The organism is Cellulosimicrobium composti, from assembly GCF_010287905.1.
In the GTDB taxonomy this organism is placed as follows: Bacteria; Actinomycetota; Actinomycetes; order Actinomycetales; family Cellulomonadaceae; genus Cellulosimicrobium; species Cellulosimicrobium composti.
This window is the reverse complement of the sequence record NZ_JAAFAN010000004.1, coordinates 52978-74135: the sequence shown is the minus strand read 5'-3', so window position 1 is coordinate 74135 and position 21158 is coordinate 52978. Positions and strand designations below refer to the sequence as shown.

Below are 21158 nucleotides of genomic sequence, written 5' to 3'. Positions count from 1 at the left end.
GGGGCGTAAGACGTCAGCGGGCCCCGGCATATTTCGAAGCGATAACGATGAATTCGGCTGGATCATCGACAGATTTCGCCCTCGCGAGACTCGGAGGCAGGCGCCCCCGGCCGGGCCTCCTCGGGAGCGGCCGGTGTCCGACGGCGCCGCTCGCGTCCCGAAGGAGCTGACATGCGAGACCACGTCCCCCCGCCCGCGCGTCGTCGTACGACGCGCGGGGCGGCCGTCCTCACCGCCGCCGGGCTCGCGCTCGCGGGCTCGCTCGCCGTCACCGCGCCGAGCGGCGCCGCGACGGCCGTGCCCGAGAACCTCGCGCTCGCGGGCACCGCGAGCGCGTCGAGCACCGAGCAGAACCTCGACTGGCTCGCGCCCCGGTTCGTCAACGACGGCGACGCCTCCACGCGCTGGTCGTCGTCGTACGACGACGCGAACTGGGTCCAGGTCGAGCTCGCCGAGCCGTCGCCCGTGGACCACGTGACGATCTCGTGGCCCGGCGCGTGCGCCGCGGACTACGTGGTGCAGACGTCGACCGACGGCACGACGTGGACGGACCGCGAGCGCGTGACGATCGCGACGTGCTGGCGCACGGACGTCGTGCAGCTCGGCGTGACGGAGCCGGTGCGGTTCGTGCGCATGCAGGGGATCGACCGCGCGAGCCAGTGGGGCTACTCGATCTACGAGCTCGGGATCTACGCCGCACCGCAGGCGGAGCCCGACGGCCCGGCCCTCGTGCCGCAGCCGGCGGCGCTGAGCACGACGGACGACGAGCCGTTCGCGCTCGACGCGGCGAGCGTCGTCGCGGTCACGGGTGACACGGCGTCGGGGCAGCCCGTCGCCGAGCAGCTCGCCGAGGTGCTGCGCCCGTCGACCGGGTACGCGGTGCCCGTCGTCGAGGGGGAGCCGGCCGACGCCGCGAACGACGTCGTCATCGACGTCTCGCCGGGGAACGTCGCGGCCGAGCACGCGGCCGAGGGGTACGTGCTCAGCGCGTCGGCCGACGGCGTCCGCATCGGCGCGGACACGGCGCAGGGCGCCCGGCTCGGCGTGCAGACGCTGCGCCAGCTCCTGCCGTCGTGGGTCGAGTCGCCCGAGCGCGTGGACGTCGCGTGGACCGCGCCCGCCGTCGAGATCACGGACCACCCGCGGTTCGCGTACCGCGGGATCATGCTCGACCCGGCGCGCTCGTTCCTCGAGGTCGAGGAGGTGCTGCAGGTCATCGACGGCGCCGCGCAGCTCAAGCTCAACGTGCTGCACCTGCACCTCACGGACGACCAGGGCTGGCGCATCGCGATCGAGCAGCCGGAGGAGAACCCGTCCGGCATCGACTACGGCCTGCTCACCGAGGTGAGCGGCGCCACCGCGGTGTACTCCAACGACGGCACGACCGTGCTCGGCTCGGAGCCGGGCCTCATGGGCTACTACACGCAGGACGACTACACCGCGATCGTCGAGCACGCGGCGGCGCGTGGCATGACGGTCGTGCCCGAGATCGACCTCCCGGGCCACATCAACTCCGCGCTGCACGCGATCCCGCAGCTCAACTCGGCCGGGTCGGCACCGAAGCCGCTGCCCGGCCAGACGACGTCCCCGGTCAACCGGACCACGTCGGTGGGCGAGTCGACCCTCGACGCGGACAACCCGGCGACGTACGAGTTCCTCGCCACGGTGCTCACGCAGGTCGCCGAGCTCACGCCCGGCCCGTACCTGCACGTCGGCGGCGACGAGGCGTTCAGCACGTCGCACGCCGACTACCTGCGCGTCGTGGACTGGGCGACCGACTACGTCTCCGGCCTCGGCAAGACCGTCGTCGGGTGGAACGAGTACGCCTCGAGCGACCTCCCGCGGGGCTCGGTGGTCCAGTACTGGAACGGCGGCGCCGGGGCGGTCGCGGACGCGGTCGCGACGAAGGACGCGACGGTCGTGCTGTCGCCCGCGAACAAGACGTACCTGCCCCAGAAGCAGGACTCGCGCATGCCGATCGGCGCGACGTGGGCGTGCGGCGGCCCGTGCGGGCTCCAGCAGTTCTACGACTGGGACCCGGCGACGCTCCTCGCGGGCGTGACCGAGGCCGACGTCGCGGGTGTGGAGGCCCCGCTGTGGAGCGAGTGGGTGCGGCGCGTCGACGAGGCCGAGTACCTCGTCTTCCCACGCCTGCTCGCGACGGCCGAGGTCGCGTGGTCGCCGCAGTCCGCGAAGACGGACTACGCGACGTTCACCGAGAAGGTCGGCGCGTTCGGCGGCCGTCTCGCGCTCGCGGACCACGCGCACTTCCCGACGGCGGACGTGCCGTGGCGCGTCGAGGCCGCCGGGCGTGGCGCCGACGCGGTCGTGGGCGAGCCGGCGACCGTCGCCTGGACGGTGACGGCGCCCGGCCTGAGCCCGGCGGACGTCGAGGCGACGGTCGAGTGGGACGACGGCGTGACCGAGCCCGTCTCGCTGACCTCGACCCGCGCGACCGACATCGCCGCGCTGACCATCAACGACCCGCTGCGCGGGGCGTCCGGGCGCACGTTCGACGCGGCGGGCGAGCGGACCGCGACGCTGCGGGTCGCCCGGCCCGGGCGTGCCGACGTCACCGCCGCCGTGACGGTGACGGTCGCGGCGGCCGACGCGGTGGCCGTCGAGGCGTCGGCACGGTGCCTCGCCGGGACGGCGTACGTCGCGGTGCGTGCCACGAACGGCGGCGCGGACGCCGTCGACGTGACCCTCGCGACGGCGCACGGCCGCCGGGACTTCGCCGGCGTCGCCCCCGGGCGCAGCGCGTACGCGTCGTTCTCGACGCGCACGGGCGAGGTCGCGGCGGGATCCGCGACGGTCACGGTCGACGGGGTCGACCGGGTCGTGGCGCACGACGCCGCGCACTGCTCCTGAGGCCCGACCCGCGGCCGTCGCTCCCTCCCGGGGCGGCGGCCGCGGGCGTGACCCCGCCCGCGACGCCCCGGGGGAACGTGCGCGGCGGCGGGCGGCGGGCGCGGTCAGCCGCGGGCCGGGACGGCGTCGCGCACCGCGTCGTGCGCGACCAGCCCTGCCCCGACGAGCCCCCCGCAGTCGCCCCACGTCGCGGTCGTCACGTGCGCACCGCGCACCCAGCGCCGACGCAGCGCGGTCGAGCGGTAGAGGTCGGCCACGAGGCCGCCGCGCGCGAGGACGCCGCAGCCGAGCACCACGCGGTCGGGCGCGAGCACCGCGCACAGGCTGTCCAGGCCCTCGGCGAACGCCTCGGCGCACGCGGTCACGGCCGCGAACGCCGCGACGTCGCCCGCGCCGGCGCGCTCGACGAGCTCGTCGACGGTGCGTCGCGGCCCCGGCAGGAGGCGCTCGGCCTCGCGCCGCAGGGCCTCGCCGGACGCCAGGCCCTCCCAGCACCCGGCGGCGCCGCAGCCGCACGGGCGCCCGCCGCGGTCCACGACCGTGTGCCCGACCTCGCCCGCGAACCCCCGCCCGCGCACGAGCGCGCCGTCGACGACGAGCGCGCCGCCGATCCCCGTGCCGACCGTGACGACGAGCACGACGCCGCGCGTGCCGGCGCCTCCGGTCCGGACCTCCGCGAGCGCGGCGGCCTGGGCGTCGTTGACGACCTCGACGGGCAGGCCGGTCGCCGCGACGAGGTCGGCCCGCAGGTCGACGCCCGCGATCCCGACGTTGGCGCTGCGCACGAGGCGACCGCCCTCGACGACCCCCGAGACGGCGAGCCCGACCGCGCCGGCACCGCTGACCGTCGCACCGGCGAGCTCGCGCGCGAGGTCCGCGGGCGCGGCCCGGCGGCCCGCGGCGTCAAGAGGGACGGGGCGCCGCACGAACCGGCGGACGGTCCCGTCGGGGTCCACGAGCCCGCCGCGGATCGTGGTCCCGCCCATGTCGATCCCGACGGTCGGGCGGGCGGGCCGGTGCCGGGACGTCGTCGCGGTCATGCTGCTCCGTTCTCCGCACGGCTCGTGCCCCGGACCGTGAAGGGTCCGAGGCACGAGGCGCGGGGCGAGGGTGGGGCGTACGGTCAGTCGCCGCTGCCGGCGGCGACGTAGAGGTCGCCCTGGTAGTACTCGGCCGGGTCGGTCGTCGACTCCGCCTTGCCCGCGTCCACGAAGTACTCGTTGAGGCTCGTGAGCCAGGTGACGACGGTGCCGTCCTCCGTGAGCGCGTCGAGCTCGGCCGACGTGTAGTAGGTGGCGTTCTGCGCGTCCGACGTCGCGGCGCCGGAGTCGACGCCGAGGCGGTCGGCCGTGATCCGCACCGCCTCGTCGAGGTTCTCGTGGCGGAAGTCGTTCGCCTCGCGCAGGGCCGCGACGAACGCCTCGACCGTCTCGGGCTGCTCGGCCACGACCTCGTTGCGCGCGACGACGGCCGAGGGAAACGACACCTCGTCGACGAAGTCCGCGTTCTCGGCGAGCACGAGCGTGTCGGGCACCTGCGCGACGACGGTGTCGACGAGCGGGTACCACAGGCCCGCGGCGTCGACCTGGCCGCTCGCGAACGCGGACACGATCGTGGACGGGTCCATCGGCACGAGCTCGACGTCGTCGGTCGTGAGCCCGACGGACTTGAGGGCCATCGAGACGATCATGTCGCCCGACGTCCCCTCGGCGATCGCGATCTTCTTCCCGGCGAGGTCCTCGAGCGACGTGACGCCGCTGTCCGGGTGGGCGAGGACCCGGTCGGCGTTGCCCGTCGCGTTGATCGCGACGACCTGGGCCTGGCCGGTCGCGGGCAGCCACAGCGCGCCCGGGCCGAGGTAGCCGAAGTCGAGGTCCGCGGTGCCGAGCGCCTGGACCTGGAGCGGGCCGTTGGTGAACTCGGCGAGCTCGACGTCGAGGCCGTGCTCGGCGAACAGGCCCTGCTCGTCGGCGATCGCGACGAGGCTCGCGCCGTTGAAGTCGGCGATGTAGCCGACCGAGACCGGGGTGAGCTCGTCGGGCGCCGGAGCGTCGCCCCCGCTCCCGGAGTCGGACGAGCACGCGGCGAGGGACAGGGCGAGGACGGCGACGCCCGCGAGCGCGGTCGTCCGGGTGGCACGGGACATGGGGAGACTCCTGAGGTGGGCGGTGCTGCGGACCGGGGTGCTGAGGAAGGGAGGGAGGGTCGGGCTGAGGAGGAGGTCGGGCACGGGACGACGGCGTCCCGGCGGGTCGGAGCGCGTCAGGCCGCGGGTGCTGCCTGCTGGTGGTAGACGGCGTGCCGGACGCGGTTGCGGATCTCGGCGAACTCGGGGGAGAGGCGCACGTCCTCGGTGCGCGGGTACGGCAGGTCGACCGGCACGATCTCGTGGATGCGTCCCGGGCGCGCCGCCATGACGATCACGCGGTTCGCGAGGAAGACGGCCTCGTCGACGTCGTGCGTGATGAACGCGACGGTGCGCCGCTCCTGGCTCCAGGTCTGCAGGAGCTGCTCCTGGAGCGTGACGCGCGTGAGCGCGTCGAGCGCGCCGAAGGGCTCGTCCATGAGCAGCACCTGCGGGTCGACGGCATAGGCGCGCGCGATCGCGCACCGCTGCTTCATGCCGCCCGAGAGGGTCTTCGGGTAGGCGTCGGCGAACGCCGTGAGCCCCACGAGGTCGATGAAGTGCTCGGCGCGCGCGCGGCGCTCGGCCGCGCCGACGCCCGCGACCTTGAGGCCGAACTCGACGTTCTTGCGCACCGTGAGCCACGGGAAGAGCGCGTACTGCTGGAAGATCACGCCGCGGTCCGGGCTCGGGCCGTCGACCGGGACGCCGTCGACCGTCACCTCGCCCGTCGTGGGCGCGTCGAGGCCCGCGAGGATGTTGAGCATCGTCGACTTGCCGCACCCGGACGGCCCGACGATCGTCACGAACTCCTGGTCGGCCACGTCGAGGTCGACGCCGCCGAGCGCGACGAACTCCTCGCGGCCGAGGTCGAACGTGCGCGTCACGCCGCGGAACCGGATCTTGGGTTCGGCGTCGGGCGCTCCCCAGGGGGCGCCGGTGCCGTCGTGCGGGGTGTGCGTGGTCATCGGCGCTCCTGCCATCCGGTGAGCTTCTTCTCCGCCAGCAGCAGCAGCCGGTCCATGGCGAGGCCCAGGAGGCCGATCATGACGAGGCCGACGAAGATCGTGTCGATCTGGTAGTAGAGCTGGGGCTTCTGCATGCTGCGCCCGAGGCCGTCCTGGGCCGCGATGAGCTCGGCCGCGACGACGGTGGCCCACGCGGCGCCGAGGCCGATGCGCATCCCGACGAGGATGAACGGCGTCGAGGCCGGCACGACGACCCGCAGGAAGATCGTGCCGTCCTTCGCGCCGAGCACGCGGGCCGCGTTGATGAGCGTGCGGTCGACGCTCACGACGCCCTGGTACGTCGAGACGACGTTCGCGAGGAACGACGCGAGGAAGATGACGAAGATGCGCGGCCCCTCGTCGATCCCGAGCAGGACGATCGCGAGCGGGATGATCGCGAGCGGCGGGATCATGCGGAAGAACTGGATCCACGGGTCGAGGACGGCGCGCACGGGCGCGTACCAGCCCATGAGGAAGCCGACGGGCACCGCGGCGACGACGCCGAGGAGGAACCCGGCGAGCACGCGGCGCAGGCTGGCCCAGGTGTCGGTCCACAGCGCGCCGCTCAGCGCGAGCTCGACGCCGCGCGACAGCACCGCCGCGGGCGTCGGCAGCTGGAAGCCGAGCAGGCACAGGACCCACCACACCCCGATGCCCCCGACGAGGGAGGCGAGGCTCACGAGGAGCCGCGCGCGCCCGTCGCGCCGGGCCCGCCGGGTGGCGGGGGAGGCGGCCCGGGACGGGGCCGGTGCGTCCGTCACGCCCCCCGTGGCGCCCGGGGCGGGCGCGTCGGGCGGGGGCGTCGTGCGGGTGGTCGCGGGGGTCGTCATGGCATCACCGGTGCTCTCGCGTGAGGTCGGGCGGTCGGTCACGAGGTCGTCCCGCCGGCGAGGAGGGGGTAGCCCGTGAGGAGGGGAGAACGGTTGAAGACGGCGGCGATCGCGCCGAGCGCGCCGGCGTCGGACCCCAGCGCGGTCGGTCGCGGGTCGGGCCGTCGTTCGTGGCGCTCGAGCACCTCGTCGCGGAACGCGCGCGCGAGCGGTCGGAGCACGTGGTCACCCGCGCGCGTGATCTCGCCCGCGACGACGACGACCGCCGGGTCGGCGGTCGTGCAGGCCGCGGCGAGGACGCGCCCGACGTACGTACCCGCGCGGGACACGACCTCGAGCGTCTCGGCGTCGCCCGCGTCGAGGAGCGCCACGACGTCGTCGAACGAGCGCACCTGCGGCCGCAGCCCCGCGACGGCGCGCACGACCGCGGGGACGGACGCGAGCGTCTCGAGGCACCCCCGCTTGCCGCACCGGCACTCCAGGCCCTCGCGCGCCACGGTCACGTGCCCGACCTCGCCCGCGAGCCCGGAGGACCCGGTGAGGAGGCGGCCCTGGAGCACGAGCCCGCCGCCGATGCCCTCGGACACGCGCGCGTAGAGCAGGCCGTCGTGGTCCGCCCCCGCGCCCCAGATCGCCTCCGCGAGCGCGGCCATGCGCGTGTTGTTGTCGACGTGCACGGGCGTGCCGAACCGGTCGGCGAGCGTGCGCTCGACGAGGGTCGTGCGGGCGCCCCCGCCGGCCGTGAGGGTCAGGCCCTCGCGCACCTGCCACCCCACGTCGGGCACCCCGCTCGAGACGGGTCCCGGGAGCCCGACGCCGACGCCCTGGAGCGCGCCGAACGTCGTCCCGGTCTCCGCGGTCGTGCGGTCGACGAGGTCGAGCGCGATCTCGACGCGCCGGGCCCACGGCGTGGAGGGCGCGTAGGCGACCTCGCGCGAGAAGACGATCTCGTGCGCGGCGTTCGCCGCGGCCACGCACACGCGGGAGTGCCCGAAGTCCACGCCGAGGGCCTGGCCCGCGGACGGGTCGAGCGCGAGCCGCGTCGCCGGGCGGCCGCGCCCCCGCGGGCCGGCACCCGCGGGGGCGACGGTGGTCAGGGCGCCCCGCCGCAGGAGGTCCCCCACGATGTCGTGGAGCGTCGCGCGCGACAGGGAGACGGCCTCGCTCAGCTCGCTCCGGCTGAGCGGGCCGTGCGCGCGGAGCGCGGCGAGGACGCGGTCCTCGTGCGTGCGGCGCACGAGCGTCTGCACGGCGACGGGCTGGCTCATGCGGACACCGTAGGGGCCCGGAATTCTTTCGTCATCACCTGACGTATATCAATTCTGTCAGGAGTTCGGAGGAACGTTTCACGGCGTATTTGAGCGCTCCTTGACGGCGCGCGGGCCCCGTACCTAGTTTGATGCGGTGCGCAAAGAATTAGCGGGTTCGGCGGCGCCCGGCGAGCCCGGCGGGTCCCGCGGCTCGAGCGCGCGCCTGCTCCTGCAGGTCGTGCGCGACGCCGGCCGCGCCACGCGCGCGGACCTCGCCGCCGCGACCTCGCTCAGCGCGCCGGCGGTGACGCGCGCCGTCGCGGGTCTCGTCCGCGACGGCCTCGTCGTCGAGCTCGGCCACGACGCGACGACCGGTCGCGGCGCGGGGCGCCCGCCGACGTGGCTCGCGCTCGCGACCCCCGACCGCGTGCCGGACGCGCCGCTCGTCGCGGCGCTGCACCTCGCCGCGGGCACGGTCGAGGTCGCGCTGTGCGACGTCGCCGGGGGAGTGGTCGGCCGTGAGACGCTCGGGCACCGGCCCGCGAGCGTGCCCGAGCGCACGCTCGACGTGGCGCTCGACGCGCTCGGCCGGCTCCTCGCGACCGCAGGGCGCGGACGCGTCGTCGCGGCGGGGGTCGCCGTCGCGGGCGTGCTCGACGCCTCGGGCCGCACGGTGCTCGAGGCGCCGAACCTCGGGTGGTCGCGCGTGCCGGTCGCCGACCACGTGGAGCGCGCGCTGGGCCTGCCGTGCACCGTCGCCCACAACGTGTCCGCGATGGCGCTCGCCGAGGCGCGCCGCGGGGTCGGCGTCGGGGCGAGCACGGTCGCGTACGCGCACTCCTCGGGCGGCCTCGGCGGCGGGCTCGTCGTCGACGGCGTCGCCTACCGGGGCGGGGCCCACGGCGCGTCCGAGCTGGGGCACGTCGTCGTCGACCCGGCGGGCCCCGCGTGCCGGTGCGGCCGCCGCGGGTGCCTCGAGACGTTCGCGAGCCGCCCCGCGGTCGAACGGCTCGCGACCGCCGCGCTCGGCGCGGTCGAGGGGGACCCGGTCGCGGCGCTGCGCGACGCGGTGCGCGCGGGCGACGCGCGCGCCCGCGCGGCGCGCGACGACCTCCTGGGCCACCTCGCCGCGGGGTTCGACCCCGTGGTCGCGCTCCTCGCGCCCGACGTCGTCGTCCTCGGCGGCGCGCTCGCGACGCTCCACGACGTGCTCGGGGAGCCGCTCGCCGCGGCCCTCGCGCGGCACGCCGCCGCGCCCCCGACGGTCGCGCACGCGGCCGCGGGCGACCTCGCGGGCGTGCTCGGCGCGGCGTGGACCGCGCTCGACGCGTCGCTCTACGGGCCGCCGCCCCGCTCGTGGCCCGCCGCAGAGACCTCGCCGCGGCCCGGCGCCGCCACCGACCCGACCCGCACCTCCCGACCCCGAAGGACGTCATGACCGTCGCACCAGCCCGTCGCCCCAACATCCTGCTCGTCGTCACGGACGACCACGCCGCGCACGCCGTCGGCGCGTACGGGTCGGTCGTCAACACGACGCCCCGCATCGACGAGATCGCCGAGACGGGCGCGCGCCTGGACGCGTGCTACTGCACCAACTCGCTGTGCACGCCCAGCCGCGCGGCGATCCTCACCGGCACGCACAGCCACGTCAACGGCGTCACGACCCTCGAGACGCCCATGGACCCGTCCCTGCCCACGTTCGTGAGCCGCCTGCGCGAGCACGGGTACCGCACGGCGATCATCGGCAAGTGGCACCTCGGCGACGACGACGCGCACGCCCCCGCCGGGTTCGACCACTGGGAGGTGCTCGTGGACCAGGGCGAGTACCACGACCCGCGCTTCCGCACGGCCGACGGCGTGCACGTGCGCGAGGGCTACGTCACGAACCTCATCACCGACCTGGCGACGGAGTGGGTCGAGGGGCTCGACGGCGACGAGCCCTGGTGCCTGCTCGTGCACCACAAGGCGCCGCACCGCTCGTGGGAGCCCGACGCCGCGCACCAGGACCTGTACACCGACCCGATCCCCGTCCCGAGCACGTTCGACGACGACTACGCGACCCGGTCCATGGCGGCGCGGCACGCGACGATGCGGATCGCGGACTACCTCACGCAGACCGACCTCAAGCAGGACCCGCCCCCCGGGCTGACGTACGAGGAGACGGCGCTGTGGAAGTACCAGCGCTACATGGAGGACTACCTGCGGTGCGTCGCGTCCGTCGACGACAACGTGGGCCGCCTGCGCGACTGGCTGGCCGAGCGCGGCGAGCTCGACGACACGGTCCTGCTCTACACGTCGGACCAGGGCTTCTTCCTCGGCGAGCACGGCTGGTTCGACAAGCGGTTCATGTACGACGAGTCGATCCGCATGCCCCTGCTCGTCTCCTACCCGCGCGCGATCCCGGCGGGCCGGGTCGTGCCGCAGCTCGTGACGAACGTCGACTTCGCGCGCACGATCCTCGACGCGGCCGGGGTCCCGCCCGTCGAGGGGATGCAGGGCGTGAGCTTCTGGCCCCAGCTCACCACCGACCCGGACGCGCCCACGCAGGACGCCGTGTACTACCGCTACTACGAGAACGACGACTACTGGCACCACACGCTCGCGCACTACGGCATCCGCACGGAGCGGTACAAGCTCATCTACTTCTACAACGACGGCATGGGCCTGCCCGGGACGTCGGGCGTCACGTACCCGCCCGAGTGGGAGCTCTACGACCTGCAGGAGGACCCGCAGGAGCTCCGCAACGTCTACCTGGACCCCGCGTACGCGCAGGTGCGCGCGGAGCTCACGCAGCGGCTGCACGCGCTCCAGGCCGAGCTCGGCGACGCGCCGCACCCGAGCGACGTCGCGGCACGGGCGGTGGCGGCGACGGTGTGAGCCGCGACGGGGGCGCGGTCAGAGGCTCGACGCGGACAGCGCGTCGCAGTCCTGGATCGTGCCCCCGTTGTAGCCGATCGTGAACCAGCGCTGGCGCTGCTCGCTCGACCCGTGCGTCCAGCCCTCGGGGTTGACCTGGCCGGTCGCGGCCTCCTGGATGCGGTCGTCGCCGACGGCGGACGCGGCGGAGAGGGCGTCGGCGAGCTGCTGCTCCGTGATCGGGTCGAGGAACGTCACGCCCGTGTCCGGGTCGACGGTGCTCGCGGCGTGGCCGGCCCACATGCCCGCGAGGCAGTCGGCCATGAGCTCGATCCGCACGGAGTCGGACTCGGGGCCGGTGCCCTGCCGGTTCGCCGCGTCCATCGCGCCGACGAGCTGCTCGATGTGGTGGCCGAACTCGTGCGCGACGACGTACATGCGCGCGAGGCCGCCGTCGTTCGCGCCGAACCGGCTCGTGAGGTCGTCGTAGAAGCTGACGTCGATGTACACGGTCTGGTCCGGCGGGCAGTAGAACGGCCCGACGGCGCTCGTCGCGGCTCCGCAGCCGGTGGAGACCTGCTGCTCGAAGCTCGACACGGGCGGCACGACGTACTCCACGCCCGCCTGCTCGGGGAGCGCCTCGGACCAGTAGGCGTCGAGCGCCTGGGCGGTCGCGCTCAGCTCGCACTCGAGGTCGGTGTTGGCCTGCTCCGCGGTGCAGTCCTCGACGAACTGCGCCTGGCCCTCGCCGAGCGCGTCCGACGCGCTGCCGCCGCCGGTGAGCGCGCTGAGGTCGACCCCCGTCTGGTTGCCGACGAACGCGATGAGCAGCGCGACGAGCACGGCGCCGATCCCGCCGCCCGCGATCATCGTGCCGCGACCGCGGCCTCCACCCTTACGGACCCGTCCGCCCTCGAACGAGCCACCTTCCTGGAACGTCACAGGTCAAACGCTACCGCCGGGTCGACCCCCGGGCGTCCTGGGCGGCTCGTCACGCGCGCGTCGCCCGCGCAATGGGGTGGGGCGCGCGCCGCCGCGCCCGTAGAATCGACGAGGCCCGGACGCCGGGGCGTACGACCCCGGCCCCACGACGAGCGCCGGCCGACCGGCCGGGCGAGCGACGTCGTCGGGCACCCGCACCACCCGAGAGGACCCTCCCGTGATCACCGCTCACGGCGTCGAGCTGCGCGTCGGCGCCCGCGTCCTGCTGCACGAGGCGACCTTCCAGATCGCCTCGGGCGACCGGATCGGTCTCGTCGGGCGCAACGGCGCCGGCAAGACGACCCTGACCAAGACGCTCGCGGGGGAGACCCAGCCCACGGCGGGGAGGATCACGCGTGGCAACGAGATCGGCTACCTGCCGCAGGACCCGCGCACGGGCGACCTCGACGTCATCGCGATGGACCGCGTGCTGTCCGCCCGCAGCCTCGACAAGATCGTGCGGCAGATGCGCGAGACCGAGGGCGCCATGGCGAGCGCCGACCCGGAGACGCACGAGGCCGCGATGGAGCGTTACCCCAGGCTCGAGGCGCGGTTCCTCGCCGCGGGCGGGTACGCGGCCGAGAGCGAGGCCCACCGCATCACGAGCAACCTCGGCCTCGACGACCGCGTGCTCGGCCAGCCCCTCAGCACGCTGTCCGGCGGGCAGCGCCGCCGCATCGAGCTCGCGCGCATCCTCTTCTCCGGCGTGGAGACGCTCCTCCTTGACGAGCCGACGAACCACCTCGACGCCGACTCGATCATCTGGCTGCGCGACTACCTCAAGTCCTACAGCGGCGGGTTCGTCGTGATCTCGCACGACGTCGAGCTGCTGCGCGCGACCGTGAACAAGGTGTTCCACCTCGACGCGAACCGCGGCGAGCTCGACCAGTACAACCTCGGCTGGGACGCGTACCTGGCGCAGCGCGAGTCGGACGAGCGCCGCCGTCGCCGCGAGCGGCAGAACGCGGAGAAGAAGGCGAGCGCGCTGCTCGCCCAGGGCGAGAAGATGCGCGCCAAGGCGACCAAGGCCGTCGCCGCGCAGAACATGATGCGCCGCGCCGAGAAGATGCTCGCCGGGATCGAGGGCGAGCGGCAGACCGACAAGGTCGCCAGGCTCCGGTTCCCCAAGCCCGCGCCGTGCGGGCGCACGCCGCTCACGGCGAGCGGGCTGTCCAAGGCGTACGGGTCGCAGGAGGTGTTCGCGGGCGTCGACCTCGCGATCGACCGCGGCAGCCGCGTCGTCGTGCTCGGCCTCAACGGCGCCGGCAAGACGACGCTCCTGCGGATCCTCGGCGGCGTCGAGAAGCCGGACACGGGGGAGGTCCACGCGGGGCACGGCCTGAAGATCGGCTACTACGCCCAGGAGCACGACACGCTCGACATGGACGCGACGGTCGTCGAGAACCTGCGCCACGCCGCGCCCGACCTCACGGACACCCAGGTGCGCTCCGTGCTCGGGTCGTTCCTGTTCTCCGGCGACGACGCGGACAAGCCGACGCACGTGCTGTCCGGCGGGGAGAAGACGCGCCTCGCGCTCGCGACGCTCGTCGTGTCGTCCGCGAACGTGCTGCTGCTCGACGAGCCGACGAACAACCTCGACCCCGCGTCGCGCGCCGAGATCCTCGGGGCGCTCAAGACGTACGAGGGCGCGGTCGTCATGGTCACGCACGACGACGGCGCGGTCGAGGCGCTCGAGCCGGAGCGCGTCCTGCTCCTGCCCGACGGCGACGAGGACCTCTGGAGCGACGACTACGCGGAGCTCGTGTCGCTCGCCTGACCGGCGAGGGCGCCTCTACCGCGGCGTCGGGCGCCCGCGCCTCTCCTCGAGCTGGGCGTCGATGAGGGCGTCCTCCTCGTCCTCGGCGCTCGGGCGCCGCGCGCGCGGCTCGCGGCGGGCGCGCACCGCGCCCGGGTCCTGCGCCGCGAGCAGGTCGCCCGCGGTGAGCACGGCCCCCTCGCCGCGCGCGTCGCGGCGCTCGCGGCGGACGAGGACCCAGAACCCCGCGACCGCGCCGATCGCGAACACGCACCACTGCAGCGCGTAGGACAGGTGCGACCCGGGGTCGGTGTCGGGCTTCGGCAGCGCCTCGAGGCGCTCCGCGGCCGCGGGCTCCTCGCTGCGGAGCTGCCCGTAGGCCCCCACCGTCCGGCCGTCGGCCCACGCGGCGCCGTCGGGACCGGCGGCGAGCACCTGCTCGGTCGAGATCGCCTGCACCTGGCCGGCGGGCGCGTCCCTGCCCGACGCCGGCTCGTCGGCCCGGAGCGTGACGGTCGCCTCGACGTCACCGTCGGGCGGGGCGGGCACGTCGCCGGGCGTGACGGCGTCCGTGCCGAGCGGCACGAAGCCGCGGTCGACCACGACGACGAGGCCGTCGGGCGCGCCGGGCGTCGGGTCGGTCACGAACGGCACGAGGACGTGGAAGCCGGGGCTCCCGCCCACGGGCCGGTTGCGCAGGAGGACGGTCGCCTCGGGTGCGTAACGGCCCTCCAGGGTCACGGGGCGCCACACGTCGTCCTCGTCGAGCACGGCGCCGGGGGCGGCGAGCACGTCGCCGACCGGGACCGGCTCGGTCGTGTAGTTGGCCTCGATCCGGTCGATCTGCGCCTCGCGCGCGACGTACCGGTTCCACTGCCACCACCCCGCGAGCAGGCACAGGGCCACGAGCACGACGACCCCGACGGCGAGCGTCGCCCACTGCCGGGGGGTGCGGGGCTGGTGGGCGTCCGCGGTGGCGCGCTCCGGCGTCGGCTCCGGGCGCGCGGGGACCGGCCCGGCCGACGGCGCGTCCGGGTGCGGGGACCGCTGCGTCACGGGGCCGCCCGGCGCTCGAGCTCGTCGACGGGCACGGTCGAGCGCCAGAACGAGCGGGCGCCCAGGAACGTCTCGAGGTGCTCGCGGTGCGCGTCGCACGCGAGCCACACCTTGCGGCGCTCCGGCGTGTGGATCCTGGGGTTGTTCCACAGCAGGCCCCACACGGCCGGCTCGCGGCAGCCCTTGGCGCTGCACACGAGCTCCTCCTCGCCGACGGGGTCGGCGACGCCCAGGACGTCGGTCACCGGTGGTCCTCCTCGTGGTCGTGCGGGGCGTCCGGTCGGCCGCCCGCGATCCCGTGCGACCCGGGCACGCCCGCCGACGGCAGCGCGCGGTGCTCCATCGGCGACGTGTCGTAAGTGGCCTGGTCGCGGCCCGCGTTGGCGATGAGCACCGCGCTGTACGGCAGGACGATCGCCCCGACGGCCAGCACCCAGGTCAGCCAGCTGCCCTGGGCCAGGATCGCGCCGAAGATGCACACGATGCGGATGCCCATCTGGATGAGGTACTTGCGCTCCCGGCGCGACTGGTCCGCGGCGAGAGGCTCCGGGGCCGACGTGATGCTCGGGACCGCCTCGGCCGAGCGTCGGGCCGCGCGTCGTGTGCTCACCCGGCCAGTCTACGTTTGTCGGGACCCCACAAAGCGAGGGGGAGCGGTGTGACTTGCGCGCACCGCGCACGGCGGGCGCCGCGCACGGTACGGTCGGTGCGGCGCGTGTGCGCGGACCGGTCACGAGCCCGCCTCAGGCCCACCCGGCACAGCCGTGCGGGACCAGTCCCCGGCCGCCGACCCGACCCGACCGTCCCGAGGAGCCGCACCGTGTCCGAAGCCACCGCACCCGCCCCGCGCACCGTCGTCGTCACCGGCGCGAACCGCGGGATCGGCCGCGCCATCGCCGAGCGCTTCGTGGCGAACGGCGACCGCGTCGCGACCGTCTACCGCGGCGGCGACCTGCCCGAGGGCGTCTTCGGTGCCGTGGCGGACATCACCGACACCGCCGCCGTCGACGCCGCGTTCACCGAGATCGAGAACGAGCTCGGCCCGGTCGAGGTGCTCGTCGCGAACGCGGGCGTGACGCACGACCAGCTCCTGCTGCGCATGACCGACGAGGACTTCGAGTCCGTGATCGACGTCAACCTCACCGGCACGTTCCGCTGCGTGCGCCGCGTGAGCAAGGGCATGATCCGCCTGCGCCGCGGACGCATCGTGCTCGTGTCGTCCGTCATCGGTCTCTACGGCGGCGCGGGCCAGGTCAACTACGCGTCCTCCAAGGCGGCTCTCGTCGGCATGGCGCGCTCGATCACGCGCGAGCTCGGGTCGCGCAACATCACGGCGAACGTCGTCGCCCCGGGGTTCATCGACACCGCGATGACGGCCGAGCTGCCCGAGGAGCGGCAGAAGACGTACAAGGCCGCGATCCCCGCCGGACGGTTCGCGCACGCGGACGAGGTCGCGGGCGTCGTGCAGTTCCTCGCGTCCGACGACGCCGCGTACGTCTCCGGGGCCGTGATCCCCGTGGACGGCGGGCTCGGCATGGGGCACTGACCCCCGGTCGTCCCCGACCCGGTCGCGGTCGCCGGTCACCCGAGCGCCCGCGGCCCCTCTACTTCAGTACGCTCGCCTCAGCGCGCCCGCACGACGGGTGCACGACGGAAGGAAACCGATGGGTCTGCTCGACGGCAAGAAGCTCCTGGTCACGGGAGTGCTCACCGACTCCTCGATCGCGTTCCACGCGGCGCGGCTCGCGCAGGAGGAGGGTGCCGAGGTCGTGCTCTCGTCGTTCGGCCGCCAGATGAAGCTCACGCAGGCGTTCTCGAAGCGCCTGCCGGTCGAGGCGCCCGTGGTGCAGCTCGACGTGACGAACGACGAGGACCTCGCCGGCCTGGCCGACGCGGTGCGCGAGCACACCGACCGCCTCGACGGCGTCGTGCACTCCATCGGCTTCGCGCCGCAGAGCGTCATGGGCGGGAACTTCCTCTCCGCGACGTGGGAGGACGTGGCGACCGCGCTCCAGGTCTCGACCTTCTCCTACAAGTCCCTCGCCGTGGCCGCGAAGCCGCTCATGACCGGGGGCGGCGCGCTCGTCGGCCTGACGTTCGACGCGCAGTTCGCGTGGCCCGTCTACGACTGGATGGGCGTCGCGAAGGCGGGCCTGGAGTCCGCGAACCGCTACCTCGCGCGCGACCTCGGCCCCGACGGCATCCGCGCCAACCTCGTCTCGGCGGGCCCGATCCGCACCACCGCGGCCAAGTCGATCCCCGGCTTCGAGCAGATGGAGGACGGCTGGCCGAAGCGCGCGCCCCTCGGCTGGGACCAGACGACGGCCGAGCCGGCCGCGCGCGCGGTCGTCGCGCTGCTGTCCGACTGGTTCCCCGCGACGACGGGTGAGATCGTGCACGTCGACGGTGGCGTGCACGCCATGGGGCAGTGACCCAGGAGGAGAGCATGAGCGCGGAGACGAGCGACGGCGGCACGACGCGCCGGCTGGTCCTCCTGCGCCACGCGAAGGCGGAGCCCGGCGGCGGGAGCGTCGACGACGTGCTGCGTCCGCTCGCCCTCAACGGGCGACGCCAGGCGGTGCGCGTCGGCGGCGCGCTGCGCGAGACGGGGCTCGTCCCCGAGCGCGTGCTGTGCTCGTCGGCGCTGCGCACGCGCCAGACGTGGGAGCTGTTGTCGGCGCACCTCGGTGACGTCGAGCCCGACGTCACCGTGAGCGACGCCCTGTACGCCGCGGACGTGTCCGACGTGCTCGACCTCGTGCGCACGACGGACTCGCGCGTGCGCACGCTCCTCGTGGTCGGGCACGAGCCGACGATGGCGGCCACCGCGTCGTACCTCGCGGACCCGGCGTCCGACGGCGGCGCGCTCGCCCAGGTGCGCGTCGGCGTCCCGACGGCGACGTACTCCGTGCTCGAGTGCCCGGCGGCCTGGGACGCGTGGGCGCCGCAGGGCGCGCTGCTGACCTACGTGGGTCGCCCGTCCTGACCCGACGGCCGCCCGACGACGAGAGCCCTGGTGCCGGACGGCACCAGGGCTCTCTCGCGCGGGGGCGTCAGCGGGCGGCGTCGACCCGGTCGACCACGTCGAGCACCTCGTCGATGCGGGGTCCGTCGACGCTGTAGGGCGCCTGCGCGCGCACGACCGGCTTGGCCGCGAACGCGACCCCGATCCCGGCGGCGCCGATCATGTCGAGGTCGTTCGCGCCGTCGCCCACGGCGATCGTCGCGCTCATCGGCAGGCCGAGCTCTGCCGCGAACTCGCGCAGCGCGGCCTCCTTCGCGGCCCGGTCGACGACGGGGCCCGTCGTGCGGCCCGTGAGGCGGCCGCCGGAGACCTCGAGCCGGTTCGCGCGGAACCGCGTGATCCCCAGCTCCGCCGCGAGGCCGGCCACGATCTCGGCGAACCCGCCGGAGACGAGCGCGACCTCCCAGCCGCGGTCGTGCGCCTGCGCGACGAGCTCGCGCACGCCCGGCGTGAACGTCGCCCGAGCGCGGACGTCCGCGAACGCCTCGACCGGGACGCCCGCGAGGGTCGCGACGCGCTCGCGCAGCGACTCGGCGAAGTCGATCTCGCCGCGCATCGCCCGCTCGGTGACCTCGGTGACCTGGGCGCGCGTGCCCGCGTGGTCGGCGAGGAGCTCGATGACCTCCTGCTCGATGAGGGTCGAGTCGACGTCCATGACGAGGAGCCGGACCGGGCGGTCGGGGCTGCTCGTGGGGGCGGGGGTCACCGGGGTGCTCCTCGGGGTGGCGGTGGTCTCGGGCAGGGCAGGGCTCGCCGCGGCGTCGCGCACGACGCCGGTCGCGGAAGGGCTCACGCGACGACCGTGCCCTTGGGGACGACGGTGATGCCGGACTCGGTCACGGTGAACCCGCGCGCGCGGTCCTGCTCCGGGTCGAGCCCGATGCGCGCCTGCTCGCCCACGACGACGTTCTTGTCGATGATCGCGCGGTGGATCTGCGCGTGGCGGTGCACCTGGACGCCGTCCATGAGCACCGAGTCCGAGACCGACGACCACGAGTGCAGGTACGTCCCGGGCGAGAGCACGGAGCCGACGGCCGTCGCGCCGGAGATGATGACGCCGGGGGAGACGATCGAGTCCGCGGCGTGCCCGAGGCGCCCGCGCCCCGCGTGCACGAACTTCGCGGGCGGCAGCCCGGTGTAGCCCGTGTGCAGCGGCCACTCCTCGTTGTAGAGGTTGAACACCGGCGTGACGGCGATGAGGTCCTTGTTCGCGTCGTAGTACGAGTCGATCGTGCCGACGTCGCGCCAGTAGTCGCGGTCGCGGTCGGTCGAGCCGGGGACGTCGTTGCGGATGAAGTCGTAGACCGCCGCGGTGCCCTTCTCCACGAACGCGGGCACGATGTCGCCGCCCATGTCGTGGCGCGAGTCCGCGTTCGCGGCGTCCGACGTCACGGCCTCCACCAGGGCGTCGGTGTCGATGACGTAGTTGCCCATCGACGCGAGCACCTCGTCGGGCGAGTCCGCGAGGCCCACGGGGTCCTTCGGCTTCTCGCGGAACGCCGCGATCTTCGTCGGTTCCTTGGGGTCCGTCTCGATGACGCCGAACTGGTCCGCCATCGAGATCGGCTGGCGGATGCCCGCGACGGTGAGCTGCGCGCCCGACTCGACGTGCGCGTCGACCATCTGGGAGAAGTCCATGCGGTAGACGTGGTCCGCGCCCACGACGACCACGATGTCCGGGCGCTCGTCGTCGATGATGTTGAGGCACTGGTAGATCGCGTCCGCGCTGCCGAGGTACCAGTGCTTGCCGACGCGCTGCTGCGCGGGCACGGGCGCCACGTAGTTGCCCAGGAGCGACGACATGCGCCACGTCTTCGTGATGTGCCGGTCGAGGCTGTGCGACTTGTACTGCGTGAGCACGATGATGTGCAGGTAGTGCGAGTTCACGAGGTTGGAGAGCGCGAAGTCCACCAGTCGGTAGATGCCCCCGAACGGCACCGCGGGCTTGGCTCGCGAGGCGGTGAGCGGCATGAGGCGCTTGCCCTCGCCCCCGGCGAGGACGATGGCGAGGACTCGGGGTGCGGCGGCCATGCCCAGACCGTAGCCCCTCGCGGCGGGACCACGCAGCAGGGACCCGCATCCTGGTCCCGGCGCGTCGTTCGGCGCCCGTCCCGGCGTCCGCCGGGGCGTCCCGGCCGACGGCGCGCGGGCGGCTCGGCTAGCGTGTGGCGCGTGAGAGTCGACCTCCTGACCCGTGAGTACCCGCCGCACGTCTACGGCGGCGCCGGCGTGCACGTGGCCGAGCTGTCCGCGGTGCTGCGGCGCCACGTCGACGTGCGCGTGCGCTGCTTCGACGGCCCCCGCGGCGAGGAGGGCGTCACCGGGTACTCCGTGCCCGGCGTCCTGTCCGGCGCGAACGCCGCGCTCGGCACGTTCGGCGTCGACCTGCAGATGGCGGACGACGTCGCGGGCGCCGACCTCGTGCACTCCCACACGTGGTACGCGAACCTCGGCGGCCACCTCGCCGGGCTCCTGCACGGCGTGCCCCACGTGCTCTCGGCGCACTCGCTCGAGCCGCTGCGGCCGTGGAAGGCCGAGCAGCTCGGCGGCGGGTACGCGCTGTCGTCGTGGGCCGAGCGCACCGCGTACGAGGGCGCCGCCGGGATCATCGCCGTGTCCTCCGGCATGCGTGACGACATCCTGCGCGTCTATCCCCAGGTCGACCCGGAGAAGGTGCACGTCGTGCACAACGGGATCGACCTCGACGGCTGGCGTCGCCCCGAGCCGGGCACCCAGTCCGACGTCGCGGACCGGGTCGTGCGCGGCCTCGGGATCGACCCCGAGCGCCCGGCCGTCGTGTTCGTCGGACGCATCACGCGGCAGAAGGGCCTGCCCTACCTGCTGCGCGCCGCGCGCTCCCTGCCCGCCGACGTCCAGCTCGTGCTGTGCGCGGGCGCGCCCGACACCCCGGAGATCGCCGCCGAGGTGAGCGGCGCCGTCGCCGAGCTCCAGGCCGAGCGCGGCGGCGTCGTGTGGATCGAGCAGATGCTCCCGCGCGCCGAGCTCGTCGCGGTGCTCGCCGCGTCGACCGTGTTCGTGTGCCCCTCCGTCTACGAGCCGCTCGGCATCGTCAACCTCGAGGCCATGGCGGTCGGCCTGCCCGTCGTCGGCACCGCGACCGGCGGGATCCCCGAGGTCGTCGACGACGGCGTGACCGGCCTGCTCGTGCCGATCGAGCAGGCCGACGACGGCACGGGCACGCCGCTCGACCCCGACCGCTTCGTCGCCGACCTCGCCGCCGCGCTCACGCAGGTCGTCGGCGACCCCGAGCGGGCCGCGGAGATGGGCCGCGCCGCGCGGCGGCGCGTCGAGGACCACTTCGCGTGGGACGCGATCGGGGAGCGCACGCTCGAGGTCTACCGCAGCGTGCTCGCGGGGTCCTGACCCCGCGCCGTCCTCAC

The 21158-nt window shown here is 74.6% G+C and carries 19 protein-coding genes; 8 read left to right on the top strand and 11 right to left on the bottom strand.

Going from position 1 to position 21158, the window contains the following annotated elements; translation table 11 throughout:
* The first annotated feature begins 171 nt into the window (after positions 1-171).
* Positions 172-2871, top strand: coding sequence for a family 20 glycosylhydrolase (locus GYH36_RS01930; protein WP_162288947.1), 2700 nt, complete (start codon positions 172-174; stop codon positions 2869-2871).
* Between the two features lie 104 nt (positions 2872-2975).
* Here the strand turns inward: GYH36_RS01930 and GYH36_RS01925 are convergent, their stop codons facing one another.
* The 5 genes from GYH36_RS01925 to GYH36_RS01905 all read right to left on the bottom strand — a co-directional run bounded on the left by GYH36_RS01925 (position 2976) and on the right by GYH36_RS01905 (position 8101).
* Positions 2976-3911, bottom strand: coding sequence for an ROK family protein (locus GYH36_RS01925; protein ID WP_162288946.1), 936 nt, complete (start codon positions 3909-3911; stop codon positions 2976-2978).
* A gap of 83 nt (positions 3912-3994) precedes the next feature.
* Positions 3995-5017, bottom strand: a complete 1023-nt coding sequence (locus tag GYH36_RS01920; protein WP_034603901.1) for an aliphatic sulfonate ABC transporter substrate-binding protein — start codon at positions 5015-5017, stop codon at positions 3995-3997.
* Between the two features lie 116 nt (positions 5018-5133).
* Positions 5134-5964 carry an ABC transporter ATP-binding protein gene (locus GYH36_RS01915; RefSeq protein ID WP_162288945.1) on the bottom strand — a complete coding sequence of 277 codons (831 nt, stop codon included), beginning with the start codon at positions 5962-5964 and terminating at the stop codon, positions 5134-5136.
* Positions 5961-6833, bottom strand: a complete 873-nt coding sequence (locus tag GYH36_RS01910; RefSeq protein ID WP_162288944.1) for an ABC transporter permease — start codon at positions 6831-6833, stop codon at positions 5961-5963. The genes GYH36_RS01915 and GYH36_RS01910 overlap by 4 nt, the downstream gene beginning before the upstream one ends.
* Positions 6834-6871: 38 nt before the next feature.
* Entirely contained in the window at positions 6872-8101 is a 1230-nt protein-coding gene (locus GYH36_RS01905; protein ID WP_024840065.1) for an ROK family transcriptional regulator, read from the bottom strand.
* Positions 8102-8237: 136 nt separating this feature from the next.
* Here GYH36_RS01905 and GYH36_RS01900 point away from each other — a divergent pair, with 136 nt between their 5' ends.
* Positions 8238-9521 (top strand): ROK family transcriptional regulator, encoded by a 1284-nt coding sequence (locus tag GYH36_RS01900; RefSeq protein ID WP_162288943.1) that lies wholly within the window; start codon positions 8238-8240, stop codon positions 9519-9521.
* The gene (locus tag GYH36_RS01895; protein ID WP_034603938.1) at positions 9518-10960 is read left to right on the top strand and encodes a sulfatase family protein; all 1443 of its coding nucleotides are present in this window, start codon (positions 9518-9520) and stop codon (positions 10958-10960) included. The genes GYH36_RS01900 and GYH36_RS01895 overlap by 4 nt, the downstream gene beginning before the upstream one ends.
* A gap of 18 nt (positions 10961-10978) precedes the next feature.
* On the opposite strand, the gene ypfJ is transcribed toward GYH36_RS01895, so the two are convergent.
* Positions 10979-11881, bottom strand: coding sequence for a KPN_02809 family neutral zinc metallopeptidase (ypfJ, locus tag GYH36_RS01890; protein ID WP_162288942.1), 903 nt, complete (start codon positions 11879-11881; stop codon positions 10979-10981).
* Positions 11882-12098: 217 nt separating this feature from the next.
* Here ypfJ and GYH36_RS01885 point away from each other — a divergent pair, with 217 nt between their 5' ends.
* A complete protein-coding gene (locus GYH36_RS01885; RefSeq protein ID WP_162288941.1) occupies positions 12099-13697 on the top strand; it encodes an ABC-F family ATP-binding cassette domain-containing protein in 1599 nt (532 codons plus the stop codon).
* A gap of 15 nt (positions 13698-13712) precedes the next feature.
* On the opposite strand, the gene GYH36_RS01880 is transcribed toward GYH36_RS01885, so the two are convergent.
* The 3 genes from GYH36_RS01880 to GYH36_RS01870 are packed head-to-tail and all read right to left on the bottom strand — an operon-like array spanning position 13713 to position 15342.
* A complete protein-coding gene (locus GYH36_RS01880) occupies positions 13713-14732 on the bottom strand; it encodes an SURF1 family cytochrome oxidase biogenesis protein (RefSeq protein WP_081772259.1) in 1020 nt (339 codons plus the stop codon).
* Positions 14729-14977: a hypothetical protein gene (locus GYH36_RS01875; protein WP_034603903.1), complete on the bottom strand. Its 249-nt coding sequence runs from the start codon at positions 14975-14977 to the stop codon at positions 14729-14731. Before GYH36_RS01875 ends, GYH36_RS01880 begins: the two co-directional genes overlap by 4 nt.
* Positions 14974-15342: a DUF3099 domain-containing protein gene (locus tag GYH36_RS01870; RefSeq protein WP_115942694.1), complete on the bottom strand. Its 369-nt coding sequence runs from the start codon at positions 15340-15342 to the stop codon at positions 14974-14976. Before GYH36_RS01870 ends, GYH36_RS01875 begins: the two co-directional genes overlap by 4 nt.
* Before the next feature lie 210 nt (positions 15343-15552).
* On the opposite strand from GYH36_RS01870, the gene fabG reads away from it, so the two are divergent.
* The 3 genes from fabG to GYH36_RS01855 all read left to right on the top strand — a co-directional run bounded on the left by fabG (position 15553) and on the right by GYH36_RS01855 (position 17718).
* Positions 15553-16278, top strand: coding sequence for a 3-oxoacyl-ACP reductase FabG (gene fabG / locus GYH36_RS01865; RefSeq protein ID WP_024840071.1), 726 nt, complete (start codon positions 15553-15555; stop codon positions 16276-16278).
* A gap of 118 nt (positions 16279-16396) precedes the next feature.
* The gene (fabI, locus tag GYH36_RS01860; RefSeq protein ID WP_024840072.1) at positions 16397-17164 is read left to right on the top strand and encodes an enoyl-ACP reductase FabI; all 768 of its coding nucleotides are present in this window, start codon (positions 16397-16399) and stop codon (positions 17162-17164) included.
* 14 nt (positions 17165-17178) lie between these two features.
* Positions 17179-17718, top strand: a complete 540-nt coding sequence (locus GYH36_RS01855) for a SixA phosphatase family protein (protein WP_024840073.1) — start codon at positions 17179-17181, stop codon at positions 17716-17718.
* Between the two features lie 67 nt (positions 17719-17785).
* Here the strand turns inward: GYH36_RS01855 and serB are convergent, their stop codons facing one another.
* Together serB and glgC are read right to left on the bottom strand one after the other, a co-directional pair.
* Positions 17786-18463: a phosphoserine phosphatase SerB gene (serB, locus tag GYH36_RS01850; protein ID WP_312028465.1), complete on the bottom strand. Its 678-nt coding sequence runs from the start codon at positions 18461-18463 to the stop codon at positions 17786-17788.
* 83 nt (positions 18464-18546) lie between these two features.
* Positions 18547-19788, bottom strand: coding sequence for a glucose-1-phosphate adenylyltransferase (gene glgC, locus GYH36_RS01845; protein WP_115942693.1), 1242 nt, complete (start codon positions 19786-19788; stop codon positions 18547-18549).
* Positions 19789-19929: 141 nt separating this feature from the next.
* Between glgC and glgA the strand changes: the two genes are divergently transcribed.
* Positions 19930-21141, top strand: a complete 1212-nt coding sequence (gene glgA, locus GYH36_RS01840) for a glycogen synthase (protein WP_162288940.1) — start codon at positions 19930-19932, stop codon at positions 21139-21141.
* The last annotated feature ends 17 nt before the right edge of the window (positions 21142-21158 follow it).